This window comes from Luteitalea pratensis, from assembly GCF_001618865.1.
GTDB classification, from domain to species: Bacteria; Acidobacteriota; Vicinamibacteria; order Vicinamibacterales; family Vicinamibacteraceae; genus Luteitalea; species Luteitalea pratensis.
The window spans coordinates 188,448-208,436 of record NZ_CP015136.1; the positions used below are offsets into that span (position 1 = coordinate 188,448).

Sequence of the window (19,989 nt, forward strand, 5' to 3'; positions counted from 1 at the left end):
TGATGCCGGACACGCGCGCCACCCTCGAGGCCGTCAGCGACGAAGCGCTCGCGCGCCGAATCGCGGGCGGTCCACAGGGATCGACCGACACCGAGGAGGGCGAACTGTACCGGCGCTTCGCACCGCGCGTGCGGTTGTACGGCCGTCGTCACCTGCACAACGACGCGGCCGCCGACGATCTCGCGCAGGACGTCCTGCTGCTCACGATCGAACGGCTGCGCGCGGGTGAGGTGCGCCGGCCCGAAGAAATCGGGTCGTTCATCCTGGGTACGAGCCGGATGATGGCTCAGGCCGAACGCCGGGTTGCCCAGCGGAGGGAAGCACTGGCAGCGCGATTCATGGATACCCGCGTGGAGACGGCACCGTCGTCCAGTGCCACACTTGACGCACCGCGCATGGCGGCGTGCTTGCGCGCACTCGCCGAGCGGGACCGGCTGGTCGTGGTGCTCACGTTTTACGCGCACCATGAAGCGCCACGGATCGCGAAGGATCTCGGGGTGTCGCCGGGTGCGGTTCGTGTAATCCGGCATCGGGCGATGGCTCGCCTGCGAGATTGCGTGCTGGGAGGCGCGCGACGATGACGATTCCGGGATGCGATCGAATCGGACTCGTCGAGCTGACCGACTACGCGGCCGGCGAACTGGCCGCGGCCGACGCTGCGGCGATCGAGGAACACCTCTTCGCGTGCGCCGACTGCGGTGCGCGGGCAGCGGAGTTCGATGCTGTCGTCCGCGCGATTCCACCGGCGCTGCGATCGGCGGACGTCGGCGGATTCGTGACTGACGACGTCCTGAATCGACTGGCGCGCGAGGGCGTACGCGTACGCACCTTCGCGCTCTCACCCGGTGCCATCGTCCCGTGCGCGGTGTGGGCAGACGATGAGCTGATGGTGCTGCGGCTGCGGGGTGACTTCGGAAGCGCCACGGAGTTCACGCTGTCGGAACGCGCAGCCGGCACCGAGCTGGTCCGGGTCAGCGGTCAGATCGTCCCCAGTGCCGACGGCGAGGTCATCTACACCCTGCCGGCCAAGTCGATCCGTCACCTGCCGGTCGTGAACGTGGAGATTCTCCTCACCGCGGTCGACGCCGGCAAGGAGCGTGAGGTCGGTAGCTACACACTCGTCCACGGCGGATCGCTGCACCGGTGATCGCGGTCGGCCGCGTTCGGCGAACGGCCCTGGATCTCGCGACGATGGTAGGGCCGGCTCTCCTTGGGCGCCGGAGCGCGCAGCGCGAAGGTGGCCGAGCCCGGCCAGCCCCGCCGCCTACTCCTCTCTCAGCGCGCGCGACGGGTCGAGACCGAGCGCCCGACGAGCCGGCACGTAGGCCGCCGCCAGACCGCCCAGCACCAGGGCCGTCGCTGCACCGAGATACGCCGTCGCGTCGTCGACCCGCACGCCGGGGACTGCCGTGATCGCGGCGTTGGCGATGACGACGGCGACCAGGGCTCCGACACCCAGCCCCCACGAGGTCGCGCGTGCGACGGTGCCAAGCACCACGGACAGGACATGCGAGGGCGTGGCTCCAAGCGCTACGCGGATCCCGATCTCGCGCGTCCGCTGCCGGACGAGATAGCCGCAGACGCCCGAGACACCGAGAATCGCGAGGACCAGGGCGACAAGGCCCAGCGTCGCGGCGAGGCGGCTCGCGAGCCGTGCCTCGTCGAGGTGTCGGTACACGACCTCCTGCATCGGGGTCGTGCGGACGCGGATGCGCGAGTCGAGGTGCTGAACCGCCGCGACGACCGAGCCCGCCAGACCGGGCGTCGACGGCAGGAGAAGCCGAGGCACGGTTGTCGGCGACAGCGGCTCGAACACGACGGGATCCACGGCGTCGAGGCGTCGCAAGTGCGCGTCGCGAACGACGCCGACCACTCCCCGCACGTTCTTGCCGCCGAGGACGATCGCTGTTCCGACCGCGCCCGATCCGCCGAGCCACCGCCGTGCGAACGTCTCGTTGACGAGGACGGCCTCGTCGCTCCCGGAGGTCGGAAACAGGCGTCCGGCGACGAGCGGCATGCCGAGGACGGCAAAGTAGCCCGGGTCTACCTGGTGGACGTCGGTCGAACGATCGGCCTCCACAGGTTCGTCCTGCCGCCGTACGCTCGTGGAATAGCGGGCATTGGCGAGCGGCGGCGTGCGCGTGAGCGCCGCGTTCACCGACCCCGCCCGCTGCCAGGCGCGCAGCGTCTGCACGAGGGCGCCGACCTGCGCCTCGCCGTACGCACTGGCCGGGACGTCGAACTGCATCAGGTCGATGCCCTCGACACGGAAGCCGGGATCGGTGCCGCTCACCGCCTGGATGCCGCGGAGCATGAGCGCGGCGCAGACCAGCATCACGACGCAGCCGGCGACCTGTGCGGCCAGGAGTACGCCGCGCAGCCGCAGCCGCGGACCCCACGCCCGATTGCGCAGGGCCGATGTCAGGTCGGGCCGGGTCGCGTGCAGGGCCGGCGCCAGGCCGAACGCGAACACCGAGCCGACCGTCGCCACCATGGTGAAGGCGATGCTTGCGACGCCAGGCGTCAGCTGGATGTTCGGCGCCGTGTCCATCATCTGGCTGAAGAGCCACGCAGGGGCCACCTGCGCCACCGCCAGCCCGAGGGCACCACCGGCCGCCGCTGGCACGACGCTCTCGACGAGCAGTTGCCTGACCAGCCGCGCCCGTGTGGCCCCGAGAGACAGTCGCGTGCCGATCTCGTGCTGCCGCTCCACCGCGCGCGCCAGCAGCAGGTTGCCGACGTTGCCACAGGCCACCAGCAGCACGATCAGCATCGCTGCCTGCAGGAGGCCGAACACGAGCGACGCCTTGTCCCAGAATCCCGGGTGCGACAGCAATGCGGTGTCGGTGAGCGCGATGCCCTGGGCCTCCAGCCCGTGCTGGCGCGCGAAGGTTGCGGAGACGGACTCGAGTTGGGCGGCCGCCCGGCCCGCGGTGACGCCGGGACGAAGCCGGCCGAATACCGACGAGCAGCACCAGGCCGGCGCGACGAGCAGTGGTCCGACAGACTTGTCGAGCGGGCGCAGCAGCTGCAGGGAGGCGAAGGGCACCCATGCCGACGCCTCCCGGTCGCTCGTTCCCCCGAAGCCCGGCGGCGCGACGCCGACAACCGTGAACGGCACGCTGTCGAGCCGTACACAGGTGCCCACGATCCCTTCGTTGCCACCGAACCGACGCTGCCACGTGCGGTGGCTGAGGACGACGACCGCCTGCGGGGACGAAGGCACGTCCTCCTCGGGGAGGAAGCCGCGGCCGCGCGCCATGTCCACCGTCAGCACGCGGAAGAAATTGCCCGTCACCATTTGCGCGGGTGAAGCCGGTGCCTCGTCGCCGTCGGCAAATTGCAGCGACAGCTCGCGGGTGGCGGCCACGCCGTCGAGCAGCGTCGCGTCGGCGTCGAGTAAACGGACGTGCGCAAGCGACGCGCCAATCGCTGCAGAGCCTCGCGGCCGGTCCGGCGGTGAGGTGTAGATGTTGACGAGGTGGTCCGCGCCCGGCACTGCCCACGGACGCAGGGCGACCGCTTCGTAAATGACGAACACGCTCGCGTTGAGGCCAATGGCCAACGCCAGTGTCGCGCCGATGGCCAGTGCGAGCGCCGGGTGCCGGCGGTGGCGCCGCCAGGCATACGCGAAGTCTCTCCAGATGCCCTCGAGCACCGTGCCTCCAGTTCGGGTCATTACGCGGCGGCGGGCAAAAGGTTGACAAAGTGAGACGCTGCTGACGAGCTCGACCGGTGAGAACCGTTGTGGGAGACTGACGTCCTCGTCAGCGCCAGTGCCAAGCCGCGCGTCCGTCGCCAGCAAGTGGCCTGGACGAGCGTATCGTTCTTATCGGAAGGACACAGAGATGCGTGCTGTTGCGTGGCCGCTCGCGCTCGCCCTCCCGCTTCTCGTGGCCGCGTGCCAACGGGATACAGGTGCGCCCAAGGCCGCCGAGGCGGCGACAACTGCGCCGGCTGCGACGCCAGCGGCTGCGCCAGGTCCGACGTCCACTGCGCGCGTCGCCGTCACTCCGCCACCCGAAACACCGTCCGATGCCTTGGCATCACACCTGACCGACTGGGATGGCGTCGTCGCAGACGTGACGGAGTTCCGGCGCAAAGGCAATGTGCTCACGGCACTCGTACGGCTGCGCAGTCAGGGTACGCAGATACAAGTCATCGAGGTGTTCTTCGACAGCATCTACGTGATCGACGAGGCATCGGGGAAGAAGTACCAGGTCTTGAGGGACGAGAAGGGAACACCCATCGCCAGTTCGGGCGCGGCCGAGGGTATTCTCGGGGGTGCCACCAAGCTGATGTGGATGAAGTTTCCCGCGCCTCCGCCCGAGGTTCGGAAAGCAACCCTCGCCCTGATGAAGATGCAGCCCTTCGAAGACCTCCCTATCCAAGATCGGTGAGACGGGACGCCACTGCATTGATCGTCGCGATGTGCCTCTGCACCAGCTCCTCGCCGGTGCCCGCGCAGACCGCACATGCCGGCCCGTGGGACCCGGCGGCAGAAGCCGCTGCCGAGTCTGCCGTCGCGTTGATCGGCGCGAAGCGCGCGCTCGACATTCATGCGTCGGTGCTCTCGATTCCGGCACTCGCTCCACAGTAACGAGGAACGATTTCGGCGAGAGAGGGACGCATGCTGTTCCGCGCGGACATCCTGCAGGGTATCGCCGAGGGCCGTGTCACTCTCGCATTCCGGCGCTGGCGCAAGTCGCCGCCCGTCGATGGGTCCACGCTCCTCTCGCCCGTCGGCGTCCTCTCGCTCGATCGCGTGGCCGTGATCGAGAACGGCGACATCACCGCAGACGACATTCGACGGACCGGCATGACCGCGGAGTCACTGAGGGCATCCATCGCTGGCGACGGCACGTTGATCCGGATCGAGTTGCGCCTTGTCGGCGACGACCCAAGAATCGAGTTGCGCGAGCATCTTCCAGTGCAGGACGAACTCGCCGTCATCGCTGCACGCCTCGCCAGGACTGACGCCGCTTCGGACGCGTCGTGGACGCAACCCTACCTGCAACTGATCGCTGACCAGCCGGCTGTCGTCTCGCGCGTGCTGGCCGCGCAGGTGAACGAGGAACTCCCGACCTTCAAGCGCCGTGTCCGGCAACTGAAGGCACTCGGCCTCACCGAAAGCCTCGAGGTCGGCTACCGGCTCTCGCCTCGAGGCCGGCAGGTGCTCGCGTAACCTGGTCACCCGTTACTGACGGGCGCCTTTCGCGACGACTCGCGTGGTGTAGGCGACACCATCGGGAGTCTCGCCAACCGCGAGATGGCCGACCACGGTTCGCTTCGCCGGATCGATGATCGCGACCCGCCCCTCGGCACTCAGCGACTGGAACACGTGACGCCCGTTCGGGCTGATCGCGACGCCCTGCGGCGCACCGGGCAGGGTGAGTGTTCCTATCTCCTTGCGAGCCGCCCGGTCGATGAAATGCACTTCGTTCAGCGTCGGATCGGGGACGATGACCTGCCGGCCGTCCGGCGTGAAGAGCATGCGATAGGGCCACTTCAAGCCTTCGGCGGCCCTGGTGACCGTGCCGGTGGCTGGATCGAGCACGCTGACCTGCCCGGTCTGATTGCTCCCGACCCACACTTCCTTGCCATCAGGCGTGACGTTGATCGCCTCGGGCACCGTCGGCACGGGAAAGCTCCGTACGAAGCGATGCGTGGTGAGGTCGAGCTCCGACACGGTGTGATCGCCCATGTTGCCCGTGTAGCCGCGTGTGCCGTCGGCGGTGACGCCAATCATGTGCGAGCGACCGGCCTCCGTTGAGACCGCGTGGCGGACGACGCCCCCGACAACGTCGACCAGCACGACGTCACGAGTCTGCTCGCAGGTGACCGCGACCACGCGATCGCCTGGCAGGAAAGCGATGCCGTGCGGCGCCCGGTGCTCGCCGAGATCGACCGTACGCGCGACACGCAGGCCGGGCACATCGATCACCGTGAGCGTGCGTCGTGCGCCGCCGTAATCGGTGGTCACCGCGAGCGCGCCGTCCGACGAGAGGGCGATCTCGTGAGGCGTGGTGCCCGTCGGCAGCGTGGCGAGCGTACGCCCCGATGCGACGTCGACGATGGTCGCGGTGGACGGTGTCTTGTTGGTGACCACGAGCGTCCCCGTGAGCCCTGCCACCTGCGCGCGCGCCGCAGGAACACCGACGAATGCCAGCGTGAGGCCCAGGGACACGAGGCGCTTCGCACAACGGAACGACGGGGCGGACATGGGCATCGGCGTCTCCTCGCGTGCGGCTGATCGGCACGGCAGATGTCAGTGTACCGGGCCAGGCGAAGCCTATCTCACGATATGAGTGGCGGCCGGATTCTGTCCGGCAATTACGAATGACGTAGGCGTCGAGCTTGCTCGCCGCTGACGCGTGGGCCGCCGCTGACGCATTGTCCTGCCGACCAAGGTCGGCAGCTACGCCCAACACTCGACCGACGGACAAAGGGTCGTTGGGCGAAAACATCTTGACGCGACGACGGCTCGGGCCTATTTTGTCAAACGAACAAACAATTGAACCCGACCGACGTCGGTGGAGGGCCATGCGCCGGATCAACCCGGACCGCTTCCAGGTCGCCACTCGCGGCACCAGCCGCGAGATCAACAGCCGTATCGTGCTGAGCCTCGTCCGCGAGCGCCAGCCGATCTCGCGTGCCGACCTCGCGCGTGCGATGGGCGTCAGCCGCGCCGCCGTGACGCTCATCGTCAACGACCTGCTGGCGCAGCGGCTCGTCGTGGAGCAGCCCGCCACGAAGACGATGCGCGGACGCCGCCCGTTGTACCTCTCGATCAACGCGCGCCGCCGCTCGGTGGCGGCAGTGGACATCCGCGCGACCGAGACGTTCCTGCAGCTGATGGATCTGAACGGGCACCCGATCAGTCCGGTGGTCGCCGTGCGATCGGCCCGCGACCCGAAGCGCCTTGTCGCCACCATCGCCAGGCGCGTCGCGTCCCTGCTCGCCGAGTTCAACGACGTGGGCGGCTGTGAGGGCCTCGGCGTGATCGTCCCGGGCATGGTCGAACGGACGACGATGCGCGTGCTGCACGCGCCGACGCTCGGCTGGCGGGATGTGGACATCCGCGACCCGCTCGCGACGGCGACGGGCCTGCCGGTCCAGATCGAGAATTCCGGCCGTGCGTGCGCGTTGGCCCAGTGGTGGTCGCTCCGGGAGCGCCGGTCACCGGTGCATGGCGACCTCGTGTTCGTGAGCGTGTCCGATGGCGTCGGCGTCGGCGTGGTCATGGGTGGCGAGGTACTCCGCGGCAGCCACAACATTGCCGGTGAGTTCGGGCACGTGCCGCTGTCGCTCGACGGCCCCCGCTGTTCGTGTGGCGCCAACGGCTGCTGGGAGGCCTACGTGTCGAACCTCGCCACATTGGCGCGTTACTTCGGCCGGCCGGCGCGTTACGGCCCGCAGCCAGCGGAGGAGCGCCCGTTCAGCGTGAGCGACCTGGTGGTCTGCGCTCGCGGCGGTGACGTCAAGGCTCTCGCGTCCCTGCACGCGACCGCGCGCTACCTCGGGCTCGGGCTCGCGTCCGTGATCAATGCGCTCAACCCCGGCTTCGTGGTCATCGGTGGCGAGATCACGGAAGCCTGGGACCTAATCGAGGGCATCGTGCGGTCTGCGCTGGGCGAGCGGGCCCTCACGCCTGCGGCGGCCGCCACCGACATCCGCACCGTGGCGGCGTCCGAGCATCCACGGTTGCAGGGCGCTGCGGCGCTCGTCATCGCGCCCTCCTTTGCCGCGCCGGTGGTGGCCTGAGACATGGCCACGGCGCAAGCCATGCCCGCAGGGCGGGGACGTGTCCCCCGATCCACCCGCCCAGTTCCGCCCGATCACGTCGAGGAGGTCTCATGACGACATACCGTTCCGGAGTTCGCTGGCTGGTGTTTGCCGCCGCCGCGTTAGCGTTCACGCTGGCGGCGCCAGCCGCCGCCCAGGATTACCGCGCTCGCGTGCAGGGCACCGTGCGCGACAACAGCACCGCTGTCCTGCCCGGTGTCGCCGTCACCTTGACCAACGACGCCACCGGCGTCGTTGCGTCGCGGACCAGCGACGGGAACGGTCACTACCTGTTCGATTTCGTGGACCCGGGCGTCTACACGGTCGGCGCCGCCCTCGATGGCTTCAAGACGGTGCAACAACGCGCCGTCAGGGTGACCCAACGCGGCGACCTGACCGTGGACCTGCAGCTCGAGCTCGGGGCGGTCACCGAGACCGTCACCGTGGAGGTGGCTCCGGTCACCGTCCAGTTCAACACCAGCAGCGCACAGCTGACGGTGGAGCAGCAACTGCTCGATCAGATGCCGATTCCGGGCCGCAACCCTTACAACATCTCCGGACTGGATCCGACGGTCGTAGTTTCTCCGGCCACCAACGAGAACCGGCCGTATCACCACGCATACGCCAACGACTACGACGCCGGCGGCGGCACGCGCCGCGCCAACGACGTGCTGCTCGACGGCGTGCCACTCGGCGCCAGCTACAAGACGTCGTACACGCCGGCCGTGGACGCGGTCGAGCAAATCACCATCTCCAAGAACAGCGTCGATGCCGAGAACGGCAACAGCCTCGGCGGCATCATCAGCCTGAACATGAAATCGGGCACCAACGTGTTCCGCGGCTCGACCTACGCCAACTTCCGCTCGCCATCGATGAACGCACGTACCGACCCGACGCTGGTGACCGCACCCGGCGCCACACCGCTGCGCGGTAGTGACCTGAAGATGTACGGCGGCACCCTCGGCGGGCCCATCCTGAAGAACCGGCTGTTCTCGTTCACGTCCTTCGAGCAGTGGGACGACAGCCGCCCGCTGTCGATCGTCCGCACCGTGCCGACTGAACTCGAGCGCGGCGGCGACTTCAGCCGCTCGGCGCTGAACGGCGCCATCCGGACCATCTACAACCCGTTCACCTCTTCGCTCGATCCCGCCAACGGACGCGTCATCCGTTCGCCGTTCCCCGGCAACGTGATCCCCTCGTCCCTTTTCGATCCCGTGGCCGTCAAGATGCTTGCGGCCATTCCGTTGCCCAACCTCGCAGGCAACGTCGACAACTGGCAGGGCAGCGTCGACGAGAAAGTCAACTACTGGAACTTCTCGCAGCGCGTCGACATGACGGTCACCGACGCCGTCAAGGTGTTCGCGCGCGTCGGCGTCTTCAAGGCCGACCTCTACCAGGAGAACCCGATCAGCTCGGGCGCGGGGTTCTTCCCGCTCTCCGGCAGCAACCGTGACGGCATGAGCCTGGCGGGCGACGCGGTGTGGGTGATGTCGAAGAACACCACGCTGAACGTGCGCGGCAGCTACTACAACATGGTCGACGAGTTCTACAATCCGTCGCTGCTGCTCGGAGAAGAGGGCCTCAACAATTACTGGTCGAACAACTGGTACTCGTCGCTCTACAACAGCGGCTACGTGTACTACCCGGCGCTCGACGTCACGTCCGGCACCGGCACCGGCACCGGCAACCGACTCGGCCGGCAGGGCCGCGAGTGGTATCAGCACCCCGATGCCTGGAACCTGTCGGCCCGCATGAACTGGTACGCCGGCACGCACAACCTGAAGTGGGGCGGCGAGACGCGTGCCTACTTCGGCGAAGCGGCGCGATTCGAGCCGATCAACCTCGTCTTCAACTCGACGCTGACGGCCAACAGCTCCGACTCGCCGCTGGTGGCCACCAGCGGCAACCAGTGGGCGACCTTCCTGCTCGGCGCGCTCGACAACCAGACGTCGGCGCGGCTGGTGCCACTGCAGACGACGAACCTGCGCGGCTATTCGGCTTACCTGCAGGACGACTGGCGGGTCAGCGACCGCTTGACGGTCAATCTCGGCGTTCGCTGGGAATACGAGACGGGCGCCACCGATCCCGACAATCGCCTGTCGCAGGGGCTCGACCTCACTCAGCCCATCCCGGAGATGCAGTCGACGCCGCCGGCGATGCCGTCCAACGCGGCACAGTTGATGGCCAGCAAGGGATACGGCTGGACCTACAACGGCGCCTGGCAGTTCGCCACCGAGCAGAGCCCGCGCGCCTGGGACACGGCGTGGGCCAACTTCATGCCGCGCTTCGGCATCAACTACCGCATCGGCGACGACGCGGTGCTGCGCTTCGCGTACGCGCGCTTCATGATGCCGATCAGCAACGTCCGCGATACGCTCGGCGACTTCGTCAGCCAGTACACCGGCTACGCGCAGACCACCACGTCGCTCGGGCTCTCCAACGGCCAGCCGCAGCAACTGCTCGCAAATCCGTTCCCGGCCAACAACCCCGTGCAGGAGCCGACGGGACAGGCCCTCGGCCGCTATACCGGGCTGGGCGGCGCGGTCAGCTACGACCAGTACGCGCTCCGGCCGCAGATCAACGACCGCCTCAACCTGTCGTTCCAGAAGGAAGTGTGGGGCGGCACGGTCCTCGAGGGCTCGTACTTCTTCAATTACGGGACGCGCGTGCCGTACACCGTCAACCTGAACATGCGCGATCCCGCGTTCACCTACGAGCAGGGCGCGGCGCTGAACGCGCAGGTCACCAATCCCTTCCGCAACTACCTGACGCCCGAGACGTTCCCGGGCCCATTGCGCAACAACGCGACGGTCACCCTCGGCAGCCTGCTCGTGCCCTATCCGCAGTACGGCGCGATCACGCAGACCAACACCAACGGCGGCCGCACGATGACCACGCACAGCTACGAAGTGCGCGCGCAGCATCCGTTCAGCCACGGCGTCAGCTTCCTTGTCGCCTACGCGTTCCAGCGTGATCGCATCCAGAATTGGCTGGGCGACGTCGAGCAGTATCAGGTGATGACCACCAGCGGACAGGAAGGCTGGGAGTGGCAGCCAGCCAATCCGGCGTTGCCTGAACATCGCCTGACGGCGGCGCTGACATGGCAACTGCCGGTGGGACGTGATCGCGCGTATCTTGCCGACGCGCCGCTGCTTGTCGACTACATCATCGGCGGCTGGCAGTACACGACCTCGCTGCGGGCGTACTCGGGCCGCCCGGTGCTTTTCACGAACGCCAACGCCGTCAGCGGCGACCCGACGCTGGACGATCCGTCCCGCGCCCTCTGGTTCGACACGACCAAGTTCGCCACGCAGCCTGCCTTCACGCCGCGCACCAACCCGGTGTTCTACGACGGGCTGAACGGCCCGGGCGCGTGGTTTGTCGACATGACACTCACCAAGTCGTTCCCGATCGGCCATTATCGTCTCGAGGCGCGCGCCGAGGCCTACAACGCGCTCAATCACAACGTGTGGGACCAGCCGGACACGACGTTCGGCGGCGGGACGTTCGGCCAGGTGACGCGCAAGCGCACCGACGCCTCTGGCCGTGAGATCCAGCTCGGCCTGCGCTTCGTGTTCTGATCGATCCGTTCTGCGACGACGCCGTTGATGACGACGCGAGAACTGCCCTGGCCGTTTCTTCGCGTCACCATCGCGGCGTTGGCCGCGCTCGCGGTCATCTCCGGCGCCGTCGTGCCAGGCGGCGCCGCGGTGACACGACCACGCGTCATCGTCTCGACCGACATCGGGGGCACCGATCCCGACGACTTCCAGTCGATGGTGCACCTGTTGCTGTATGCAGACGTCGTCGACCTCGAGGGCCTCATCTCGTCGCCGTACGGGCCTGGACGACACGAACACATCCTGGCCGTGATCGACACGTACGCGTCCGATTACCCACGATTGAGGACACACGCCGCAACCTATCCCGAGCCGGAGCAGTTGCGTCGGATGGCGACCCAGGGCGCGCTCGACCGGGTGCAGGGCTCCGGCGTCGCTGGCGCGACGGCGGGGTCGGCGTGGATCGCCAAGCAGGCGAGGCGCGACGATCCACGGCCGTTGTACATCCTCGTCTGGGGTGGGCTCGAGGACGTCGCACAGGCCCTGCACGACGCCCCGGACATCCTGCCGAAGCTCCGCGTGTACTTCATTGGCGGGCCGAACAAGATGTGGAGCGTGGATGCGTTCGACTACATCGAGCAGCACCACCCGACCCTCTGGATGATCGAGGCCAACTCGACCTATCGCGGCTGGTTCGTGGGCGGCACCCAGACTGGCGACTGGGGCAACCGCTCCTTCGTGGCAGCGCATGTCGCCGGCCGGGGCGCGCTCGGCGACTACTTCGCGACGCTGCTCGACGGCACGATCAAGATGGGCGACAGTCCATCGGTCGGATACCTGCTGCGCAATGCGCTCGAGGATCCCTCCAGGCCAGGCTGGGGCGGCCAGTTCGTGCCCGTGTGGGCGGGACGCAAGACCGTATTCAATCGCCTGACGACCGCATCGGACGTCGCCGAGGCCTTCGGCGTGGTGGAGTTCGCCCTGCCGATCCCGGACGGCATGACGGCCCGGCACTCGGCGCGGATGATCGTCGACCGACGCATTCGTGTCGACGGCCAGCGCGAAGGGAACGTAGTGCGGTTCCGGTTCTCGCCGCGCGACGCGAAAGTGTGGCCGTACGCGATCGAGAGCGACGTGCCCGCACTCAACGGAAAGGCCGGGCAGTTCTCGGCAGTCCTTCCTGCTCTCGAGCGCACGCGCCGACGTTCCACGCGTCATCCGCACTGGTGGACCGACGAACCCGATCCCTCGGCTGCCGAAGGCGTCCACGCGGGCGCCCGGTCCGTGAACCGCTGGCGTGAGGAGTTCCTTCGCGACTTCGCGGACCGCCTGCTACGCACGAAGGCGTCCGGACCAAGCCAAAGGTAAGCAGTCTCGGACGCGGCGCGCGAGTCGAGGCCCCTGGCAGAGGGCGCTCTCGGACGGAGTGCTTGACGCTGGGTAATCCTGGTAGCAGAGTGAGGGCCTCAATCAGGCAGTTCTCGACAAGGCCGGTCCTGTCACATATGACCCACGCCTCACTGGCATTCGCTCTGTCCGCACCGGTCCTCGTCCTCGTGGCCTGTGCGCCGCCGCCGCCGTCACCCGACCTCGTGCTCATCAACGGCCGTATCTTCACCGGCGCCAGTGCGCAGCCGTCGGCCGAGGCTCTCGCCATCACGGGCGAGCGGATCTCCGCGGTCGGCTCGTCGGAGGCTGTGCGAGCAATGGCAGGCAGCGCGACCAGGGTCATCGACCTGCATGGGCAGCGCGTAATCCCAGGGCTGAACGACGCGCACACGCATCCCGGGGCCCAGCCGCGGATGGAGGAACTGCGCGGACCGTCAGTCATCGAGCACGATCCGACTCTTCCCGAGGTCCTCGAGCGCATCAAGGCTGCCGTCGCTCGCGCTCCCCGCGACAGCTGGATTTCGGGCGAAATCGGCGGAGCCGTTCTCGATGACCCGGGCGCGACGCGCTTCGCCGTCGACGCCGTCTCAGCCGACCATCCCGTGATCCTCGTGGCGTGGACCGGCCACGGGACGCTGTTCAACACTGCCGCGCTGCGGCGGCTCGGCGTGCGCGACGACGAGGCCGATCCGCTGGGAGGTTCGTTCAGGCGCATGCCGGGCACGACGACGCTGTCCGGGTTCGCGCAGGAGTATGCCGAGTTCCGCTTGCGCAGGCAGCTTGCCGACACCGTCACCGACGACGAACAGCGAGCGGCGTTCGCCGCGTTCACAAAAGAAGCGGCGGGTTTCGGCATCACGACGGCCCAGGCCATGATGTCGACGGTGTCAGTCGAGCGAGCCCCGGCGCTGCTCGCCTCCGCCACACTCCCCATTCGGGTTCGCCTGATCGACTTTCCGCTGGGTCCGGAACCATCGCCTCCGGCCCCGGCTCGCCCGGCGGGCCGGCTGACGATTACAGGAACGAAGCTCGTGTTCGATGGCACGCCTGTCGAGCGGGGCATGTGGCTGCGAGAGCCCTACGCGGATTGGGACACGCGGGGGCGTGCCAACTTCGCGCCAGAACAATTGCGCCGGTTCCTCCAGCGCGCGCGTGATGCGGGCGCGCAACCCATGGTGCATGCCGCTGGCGACGCCGCCATCGATGCGGTGCTCGACGCGCTCGATCGCACGGGCGGCGAGGCCTGGCGCCCGCTGCGGCCACGGATCGAGCATGGCGACCTGCTCGGTCCCGACCAGTACGAACGCGTGCGTCGGCTGGGTGTGGTGGTGGTGCAGAACCCGTCGCACTTCATGATCCCGGACGTGATCAACACCCGCTTCCGAGGCGACACGAGAAGACGCACGGCGACAGTGAAGTCGCTCGTCGCCGCTGGCATCCCCTTCGCGCTCGGATCGGATGGACCGCTCAATCCCTTCCTCAACATGATGTTTGCGACGATCAACGCCATCCAGCCGTCTGAGGCGCTGACGCTCGAGCAGGCACTGCGTGCCTACACCGCCGGCGCCGCCTTCGCCGAAGGCCAGGAATCGACCAAAGGAACATTGGAAGTGGGCAAGCTCGCCGACCTCGCCGTCCTCTCGCAGGACATCTTCGCGGTGCCGCCGGCTGCATTGCCGGGCACGACCAGCGTGATGACCATCGTCGGCGGCCGGATTGTCCACGAACGGAACTCGTCCGGGTCGTCTGCCGGCGAGAGGTGATCGATGTGTCGCATGCTGGCAGTCGCGTGTCTCGGCCTGATGGTCGTCGGCCTGGCCCCGAGGCAGGCATCGCGTAACGATCCGGTGACGATTGCCGTCGACACGACCGCACCGATCGGGCCGATGCATCCCTTGTGGGCATGGTTCGGCCACGACGAGCCGAACTACACCTACACGCCCAACGGCACGAAGCTGCTGTCCGCGCTGCAGGAGCTCAGTCCGGTCGCCGTGTTCATGCGCGTCCACAACCTGTTGACGTCTGGCGATGGCCGTCCCGCGCTGAAGTGGGGATCGACCAACGTCTATACCGAGGACAGCCAGGGCCGTCCCGTCCACGACTGGACGATCCTCGATCGCATCGTGGACACCTACAGGGCGCGCGGGATGAAGCCGTTCGTACAACTCGGCTTCATGCCCGAGGCGCTAACATCGGCGCCGCCGGGCCTGCCTTACCGGCACTTCTGGAAGCCGGGTGATTCGTACAACGACATCTACACCGGATGGACATACGCGCCGAAGGACTACCGGAAGTGGGAGGCGCTCTGTTTCGAGGTGACGCGGCATCTCGTGCAGAAGTACGGGCGCGAGGAGGTCGGGAGCTGGTGGTTCGAGGTCTGGAACGAACCGGACATCGGCTACTGGAGCGGGTCGGTTGGGCCGAGCCGTCCCGGCGATCCGTTGGCGGCGGAGAAGTCGCAGACGCGGCGCGACGAGTTCAACAGGCTCTACGACTTCGCGGTGGAAGGCGTGCGCCGGGCATTGCCGACGGCACGGATCGGCGGCCCGGAGGTGACCGGCGGTGCGCAGGGCATGCTCCGCACCTTCCTGCAGCACACATCGTCTGGAACCAACCACGCCACCGGACGGACCGGCACGCCGGTCGACGTCATCACCTTCCACGCCAAGGGCAGCCCGACGTTTGTCGACAACCGGGTGCGCATGGGCGTCGCGAACCACCTTCGCAGCATCGATGCGCACTTTGCCGTCGTCGGCGAGTTCCCCATGTATGCCAGGACGCCGATCGTGATCGGCGAGTCGGATCCCGAGGGTTGCGCGGCGTGTGGCGTGAGCCACTATCCGCACAACGGGTACCGGAACGGCGCGATGTTCCCGACCTACACCGCGCTGCAAATCGCCCGCACCTACGAGCTGGCCGACCGCCACGGCGTGAACCTGCTCGGCGCCGTCACGTGGGCGTTCCTGTTCGAGGATCAGCCCTACTTCGACGGCTTCCGTGACCTGGCGACCAACGGCATCACCAAGCCGGTGCTGAACACCTTCCGGATGCTTGGCCAGATGTCTGGCGATCGCGTGAAGGCCGTGAGCTCGGCCGGGCTGACGGTGGACGAGATTCGCGACAACGGTGTCCGCGACGCTCCCGACATCTCGGCGCTCGCGGCACGGTCCGCGCGGTCGGCCACCGTCCTGATCTGGAACTATCACGACGACGACCTGCCGGCGCCACCTGCAGCGGTGACGCTCACCGTTGACGGCCTGCCCGCCGGACGAGCCTCCGTGACCCACATGCGGATCGACGATACCCACAGCAACTCGTACGCGGCATGGCTGACGATGGGCTCGCCGCAGAAGCCGACGGCGGCGCAGTACGCGGAGCTGGAGCAGGCCAGCGCGCTGCAACCCCTGCGGCCCGCCCGCCAGGTGACGGTCGGCCCCGAGGGTCGGGTCATCGAGACCTTCGAGTTGCCCCGCAAGAGCGTCTCCTTCGTCAAACTGACCTGGTAGGTGGCGAGGTCGGCTATCCTCGGTGTCGCTACGGTGAGGTAGGGCCGCTGAGGGTAGGGCCGGCTCTCCTTGGGCACCGAAGCGCGCAGCGCCAAGAGGTGGCCGAGCCCGGCCAATGGGTCACGTCAGAGGAGTCCGTCGTGAACAAGGTGCAGGTGCAGGGCGTTCATCACATCACCATCGTCGGATCGACCAAGCAGAGCGCCATCGACTTCTGGCAGGGCGCGCTCGGCATGCCGTTCGTCATGGAGCAGCCCAACCTCGGCAAGCCGGACGAGAACCATCTGTACTTCGATCCGGGTGATGGCCGGCTGCTGACCGTCTTCACGAACGAGTCCCGCGAAGACGCCGGACGGGACGCGCCGCGAGAGGTGGGTTGCGTCGAGCACATCGCCTTCAACGTGTCGAGGGCGACGTTCCAGCAGGCGCCCGCGCGCCTTGGCGCGCGGGGCATCGACTTCATCCAGCGCGATCGCGGCTTCATGGACTCCATCTACCTTCGCGATCCGAACGGCCTGAAGGTCGAGCTCGCGTGCTACAAGTTCGAGACGCCCGCAGGCTTTCGCGACGTCGACGTGCTGATGAAGGCGCAGTTACTGCGCGTCGAGCGCGGCGACCATCACATCACCGACGAGCACCTCGCCGATGCGATCGAGGCGTTGATGACGTCCCGGCCTCGCCTGGACTCCATGGAGAAGGTCGCGACTCCGGGCTGAGCCCGGCGGCCTCGATTGCGATCCTATCCTGGGACCGTCACGACCGCCCCTGGCCAGCCGCACGACATGTCCGTGAACGGCCGTGACACGGCGCCCGAAGCCGCTCCCGCGGGCGTGCCGCTCCGCGAAAGCCTGGCGGTATCCCTGCTGGTCACGCTGGCGACGCTGTGGTACGTACAGCCGGTCTTCAATCTGCGGGCGATGGACCGCGCCATCTACTGGGGCGACGTGCGCCTCAACGTCTGGGCGCTGGCCTGGAACCATCGCGTGTTCACCGGTCATGCGTGGCCGTATTTCGACGGCAACATCTTCTACCCGCACCCGGCGACGCTGGCCTACTCGGAGCACCTGTTCGGCATCGCGCTGCCGATGCTACCGCTGCATCTGATGGGTGCGCCGGCGCCGCTCGTCTACAACATCGCCTGGCTCCTGTCCTTTCCCCTGCTCGGCCTGGCCACCCACCTGCTGTGCCGTCGTGCCGGCCTTGGCCGGGTTGGCGGCGCCGTGGCCGCAACGCTCACGGCCTGCAGCTTCGTGCGGATCCACCACACCGGGCACCTGCAGCTCCTCTGGCTGTTCGGCCTGCCGCTGGCGGTGTACCACCTCGATCGCTGGCGTGAGCATCCGACACCGGCTCGCCTAGGTGCGTGGGCGCTGTCGGTGCTGACCACGAGCCTCGCCTCCTGGTATCTCGCGGTGCTCGTCGTGTTCGTGCACCTGACATGGTGGCCACGCTGCGTATGGCCGCATCGCCGCCATCGCCCGGCCGTACATGCCGTGCTCGCGGCCCTCGGCGTTGCGGTGGTCCTCGGGATGTTTGCCCGCCCGTACGTCGGGACCAGCCGCGGCTCGCTTGGGGAGATGCGCGCCAATGCCGCCGATGCACACGCGTACCTGGTGCCGGCGGCGGCCACGAGCCTTGGCCACGCCATGAAGACGGCCGGGAGCGCGCTTCCGCGCTGGAGCTTTGGCGAGCAGACGCTGTATGTCGGCATCGTCGTGGCCGGGCTCGCGATGGTGGGGATCGTGCGGGTGCTGCGGGGTCACGCGGGGCGACCGGATCTGTGGGCACAACTCGTCGTCACCGGCATCGCCAGCCTGCTCCTCAGCCTGGGGCCCTCCGCGGACGGCACGCCACGCTTGTTGCCGTTCGATCTGCTCGCGGGTACGGAAGGGCTGTCGCTGTTTCGCGCGCCGGCGCGTTTCGGGTTGCTCGTCTCGCTGACGCTCGGGTGCCTCGCCGGCGCGGCGGTCGACGGCTGGAGACGGCCGTACGCGTGGGTGCTGGCGTCGGCGCTCGTGGTGGTCGCCCTCGTCGACCTGCGGCCGAACCACTACGAACTGAAGCCACCGCAGCCCGAGACGATCTCGCCGCTCTACGAGCATCTCGCCAGGCTTCCGCCAGGCGCCGTCGTGTCACTGCCGATTGCCCGTAACCATCCGCTGCCGTGGTACGACGCGGACTACGAGTGGTATGCCACGCGCCACTGGCAGCCCATCGCCAACGGCTATTCACGCTTCGAACCGCCCGGCTACGCGGACCTCGCGACGCATCTCGCAGGCTTCCCCGGCAGCGAGGCACTGGACGCGATGTGCGCGCTGCAGGTGCGCTACGTCGTCGTGCACGCGCGACGGCCCGTTGCCGATCTGCGCGCGGCGATTGCGGCCGCAGGCGAGGTGACACGCCTGCGTCGCATCTCGCGCGCTGGCGAAGACGTGCTGTACGAGGTCGCGTGCCCGAGTTGACCTGAACCGGCAACGGCTTGCGCGCCGCGGCCCTGGCGCAGGCGAGTGGGCCGGCTTGCCGTTACTTCTTGCGCTTGCGTCGAACCACGTCGTAATCGAGCCGCACCGTGCCCGTCTTCTCGTACACACGGTGTGTGGTCAGCGTCAGCCGGGCGCGGTCGGCCGGCACCGGCAGCAGCGGCACGCCACCGCCGAGCAGCACCGGAATGACCGCGACGCTCACCTCGTCGACCAAGCCCGCCGCCAGCAGGCTCCTGAAGAGCTCGCCGCCGCCAAACAACGAGATGTCCTTGCCTGGCTTTGCCCGGAGGTCGGCAACCGTCGCCACCGCATCGTCACTGAGCGTTGCCCCGGGACAGTCCTCGGGTCGCAGTGTGTGCGAGCACACGATGTTCCGGATCCCCCTGGCCGACTTACCAGCGCCACCCATCCCGCGCATCGCCTCGAACGTCTTGCGGCCGATCAGGAACGTGTCGAACCGGCCCATCAACGCCGCGAAGTCGACGTCGGGATCCATGACGATCCAGTCGTACTCGCCGTTGGGTCCGGCGATGAAGCCGTCCAGGCTCATGGCGCCGCCATAAACCACTTTCCGCATCGCGCCCTCCTGACCTAAATTGGTATTTAGCACAAAGCTAAACCCACGTTTAGCTCTTGTCAAACCACCCATGTCCGCCCGACGCCAGAAGGTGACCGACGACGACGTGTTCGCTGCGGCGCAACGCGTCATGGGCCGGCGCGGGCCGCATGAACTCACGTTGGCCGACATCGCCGTCGAGGCCGGACTGACGCCGGGCCGGCTCGTGCAGCGGTTCGGCAGCAAGCGCGCCCTGCTCGTCGCCTTGTCCGAGCGATTCGCCAGTAGTGCCGGTCCGGTCTTCGCCGCGTTGCGCGACGAACACGGCACCCCGCTGGCGGCGCTGCGGGCCTACGCCACGTGCATGGCGGACCTCGCCCCGACACCGGACGCCCTGTTGCGCAACCTCGCCTACCTGCAGGGCGATCTGGCCGACGACGTGCTGCGGGGACACCTCGTCGAGAACGCGCGTGCGGCCCGCGGCGAGATCGAGACCCTGCTCGAGGCGGCCATCGCGGCCAGGCAACTCCGCCCCGGCGTGGACGTGCAGGCGCTTGCCCGGATCGTGGAGGTGGTCATCAGTGGATCACTGATGACCTGGGCAACCTATCGTGAAGGTGCGGCTGCCGACTGGATTGCCCGCGACGTCGACGCGGTACTGATGCCTTATCTGACAGGTCCTTCATTGGCGTAGCCACCGGACTCCAACG

The 19,989-nt window shown here is 68.0% G+C and carries 16 protein-coding genes; 13 read left to right on the top strand and 3 right to left on the bottom strand.

What is annotated here, in order from left to right; genetic code table 11:
• The first annotated feature begins 2 nt into the window (after positions 1-2).
• A complete protein-coding gene (locus tag LuPra_RS00830; protein WP_110169008.1) occupies positions 3-581 on the top strand; it encodes an RNA polymerase sigma factor in 579 nt (192 codons plus the stop codon).
• Positions 578-1,147, top strand: coding sequence for a zf-HC2 domain-containing protein (locus tag LuPra_RS00835; protein ID WP_110169009.1), 570 nt, complete (start codon positions 578-580; stop codon positions 1,145-1,147). Before LuPra_RS00830 ends, LuPra_RS00835 begins: the two co-directional genes overlap by 4 nt.
• Positions 1,148-1,264: 117 nt before the next feature.
• On the opposite strand, the gene LuPra_RS00840 is transcribed toward LuPra_RS00835, so the two are convergent.
• Positions 1,265-3,679 carry an ABC transporter permease gene (locus LuPra_RS00840; RefSeq protein ID WP_110169010.1) on the bottom strand — a complete coding sequence of 805 codons (2,415 nt, stop codon included), beginning with the start codon at positions 3,677-3,679 and terminating at the stop codon, positions 1,265-1,267.
• A 169-nt stretch (positions 3,680-3,848) separates the two neighbouring features.
• Between LuPra_RS00840 and LuPra_RS00845 the strand changes: the two genes are divergently transcribed.
• Genes LuPra_RS00845 through LuPra_RS00850 form a run of 3 tightly spaced genes read left to right on the top strand, consistent with a single transcriptional unit; the run spans position 3,849 to position 5,185 of the window.
• Entirely contained in the window at positions 3,849-4,400 is a 552-nt protein-coding gene (locus LuPra_RS00845; RefSeq protein WP_110169011.1) for a hypothetical protein, read from the top strand.
• On the top strand, positions 4,397-4,600 hold the full coding sequence (locus LuPra_RS31455) for a hypothetical protein (protein WP_157898586.1): 204 nt from the start codon (positions 4,397-4,399) through the stop codon (positions 4,598-4,600). Before LuPra_RS00845 ends, LuPra_RS31455 begins: the two co-directional genes overlap by 4 nt.
• Positions 4,601-4,630: 30 nt before the next feature.
• Positions 4,631-5,185 carry a hypothetical protein gene (locus LuPra_RS00850; RefSeq protein ID WP_110169012.1) on the top strand — a complete coding sequence of 185 codons (555 nt, stop codon included), beginning with the start codon at positions 4,631-4,633 and terminating at the stop codon, positions 5,183-5,185.
• A 12-nt stretch (positions 5,186-5,197) separates the two neighbouring features.
• Here LuPra_RS00850 and LuPra_RS00855 read toward each other — a convergent pair whose 3' ends face one another.
• The gene (locus tag LuPra_RS00855) at positions 5,198-6,229 is read right to left on the bottom strand and encodes a YncE family protein (RefSeq protein ID WP_110169013.1); all 1,032 of its coding nucleotides are present in this window, start codon (positions 6,227-6,229) and stop codon (positions 5,198-5,200) included.
• Between the two features lie 314 nt (positions 6,230-6,543).
• Between LuPra_RS00855 and LuPra_RS00860 the strand changes: the two genes are divergently transcribed.
• The 7 genes from LuPra_RS00860 (at position 6,544) to LuPra_RS00890 (ending at position 18,702) form a co-directional block, all read left to right on the top strand.
• Entirely contained in the window at positions 6,544-7,764 is a 1,221-nt protein-coding gene (locus LuPra_RS00860) for an ROK family transcriptional regulator (RefSeq protein ID WP_110169014.1), read from the top strand.
• 92 nt (positions 7,765-7,856) lie between these two features.
• Positions 7,857-11,366, top strand: a complete 3,510-nt coding sequence (locus LuPra_RS00865; protein WP_110169015.1) for a TonB-dependent receptor — start codon at positions 7,857-7,859, stop codon at positions 11,364-11,366.
• Positions 11,367-11,393: 27 nt separating this feature from the next.
• Positions 11,394-12,713: a DUF1593 domain-containing protein gene (locus LuPra_RS00870; protein WP_110169016.1), complete on the top strand. Its 1,320-nt coding sequence runs from the start codon at positions 11,394-11,396 to the stop codon at positions 12,711-12,713.
• Positions 12,714-12,850: 137 nt separating this feature from the next.
• The gene (locus LuPra_RS00875) at positions 12,851-14,497 is read left to right on the top strand and encodes an amidohydrolase (protein ID WP_110169017.1); all 1,647 of its coding nucleotides are present in this window, start codon (positions 12,851-12,853) and stop codon (positions 14,495-14,497) included.
• A 3-nt stretch (positions 14,498-14,500) separates the two neighbouring features.
• Positions 14,501-16,240, top strand: a complete 1,740-nt coding sequence (locus tag LuPra_RS00880) for a GH39 family glycosyl hydrolase (RefSeq protein WP_234800661.1) — start codon at positions 14,501-14,503, stop codon at positions 16,238-16,240.
• 140 nt (positions 16,241-16,380) lie between these two features.
• Positions 16,381-16,956 carry a VOC family protein gene (locus tag LuPra_RS00885; RefSeq protein WP_110174452.1) on the top strand — a complete coding sequence of 192 codons (576 nt, stop codon included), beginning with the start codon at positions 16,381-16,383 and terminating at the stop codon, positions 16,954-16,956.
• Positions 16,957-17,028: 72 nt separating this feature from the next.
• Positions 17,029-18,702, top strand: coding sequence for a DUF6311 domain-containing protein (locus LuPra_RS00890; RefSeq protein WP_157898587.1), 1,674 nt, complete (start codon positions 17,029-17,031; stop codon positions 18,700-18,702).
• A 61-nt stretch (positions 18,703-18,763) separates the two neighbouring features.
• On the opposite strand, the gene LuPra_RS00895 is transcribed toward LuPra_RS00890, so the two are convergent.
• Positions 18,764-19,300: a dihydrofolate reductase family protein gene (locus LuPra_RS00895; protein ID WP_110169020.1), complete on the bottom strand. Its 537-nt coding sequence runs from the start codon at positions 19,298-19,300 to the stop codon at positions 18,764-18,766.
• 70 nt (positions 19,301-19,370) lie between these two features.
• On the opposite strand from LuPra_RS00895, the gene LuPra_RS00900 reads away from it, so the two are divergent.
• Entirely contained in the window at positions 19,371-19,973 is a 603-nt protein-coding gene (locus LuPra_RS00900) for a TetR/AcrR family transcriptional regulator (protein WP_110169021.1), read from the top strand.
• The last annotated feature ends 16 nt before the right edge of the window (positions 19,974-19,989 follow it).

Bases quoted from the DNA above. Each gene is read 5' to 3' on its own strand.
- LuPra_RS00830 (WP_110169008.1), top strand. From the start codon at position 3: ATGCCGGACACGCGCGCCACCCTCGAGGCCGTCAGCGACGAAGCGCTC.
- LuPra_RS00835 (WP_110169009.1), top strand. From the start codon at position 578: ATGACGATTCCGGGATGCGATCGAATCGGACTCGTCGAGCTGACCGAC.
- LuPra_RS00840 (WP_110169010.1), bottom strand. From the start codon at position 3,679: ATGACCCGAACTGGAGGCACGGTGCTCGAGGGCATCTGGAGAGACTTC.
- LuPra_RS00845 (WP_110169011.1), top strand. From the start codon at position 3,849: ATGCGTGCTGTTGCGTGGCCGCTCGCGCTCGCCCTCCCGCTTCTCGTG.
- LuPra_RS00850 (WP_110169012.1), top strand. From the start codon at position 4,631: ATGCTGTTCCGCGCGGACATCCTGCAGGGTATCGCCGAGGGCCGTGTC.
- LuPra_RS00855 (WP_110169013.1), bottom strand. From the start codon at position 6,229: ATGCCCATGTCCGCCCCGTCGTTCCGTTGTGCGAAGCGCCTCGTGTCC.
- LuPra_RS00860 (WP_110169014.1), top strand. From the start codon at position 6,544: ATGCGCCGGATCAACCCGGACCGCTTCCAGGTCGCCACTCGCGGCACC.
- LuPra_RS00865 (WP_110169015.1), top strand. From the start codon at position 7,857: ATGACGACATACCGTTCCGGAGTTCGCTGGCTGGTGTTTGCCGCCGCC.
- LuPra_RS00870 (WP_110169016.1), top strand. From the start codon at position 11,394: ATGACGACGCGAGAACTGCCCTGGCCGTTTCTTCGCGTCACCATCGCG.
- LuPra_RS00875 (WP_110169017.1), top strand. From the start codon at position 12,851: ATGACCCACGCCTCACTGGCATTCGCTCTGTCCGCACCGGTCCTCGTC.
- LuPra_RS00880 (WP_234800661.1), top strand. From the start codon at position 14,501: ATGTGTCGCATGCTGGCAGTCGCGTGTCTCGGCCTGATGGTCGTCGGC.
- LuPra_RS00895 (WP_110169020.1), bottom strand. From the start codon at position 19,300: ATGCGGAAAGTGGTTTATGGCGGCGCCATGAGCCTGGACGGCTTCATC.
- LuPra_RS00900 (WP_110169021.1), top strand. From the start codon at position 19,371: ATGTCCGCCCGACGCCAGAAGGTGACCGACGACGACGTGTTCGCTGCG.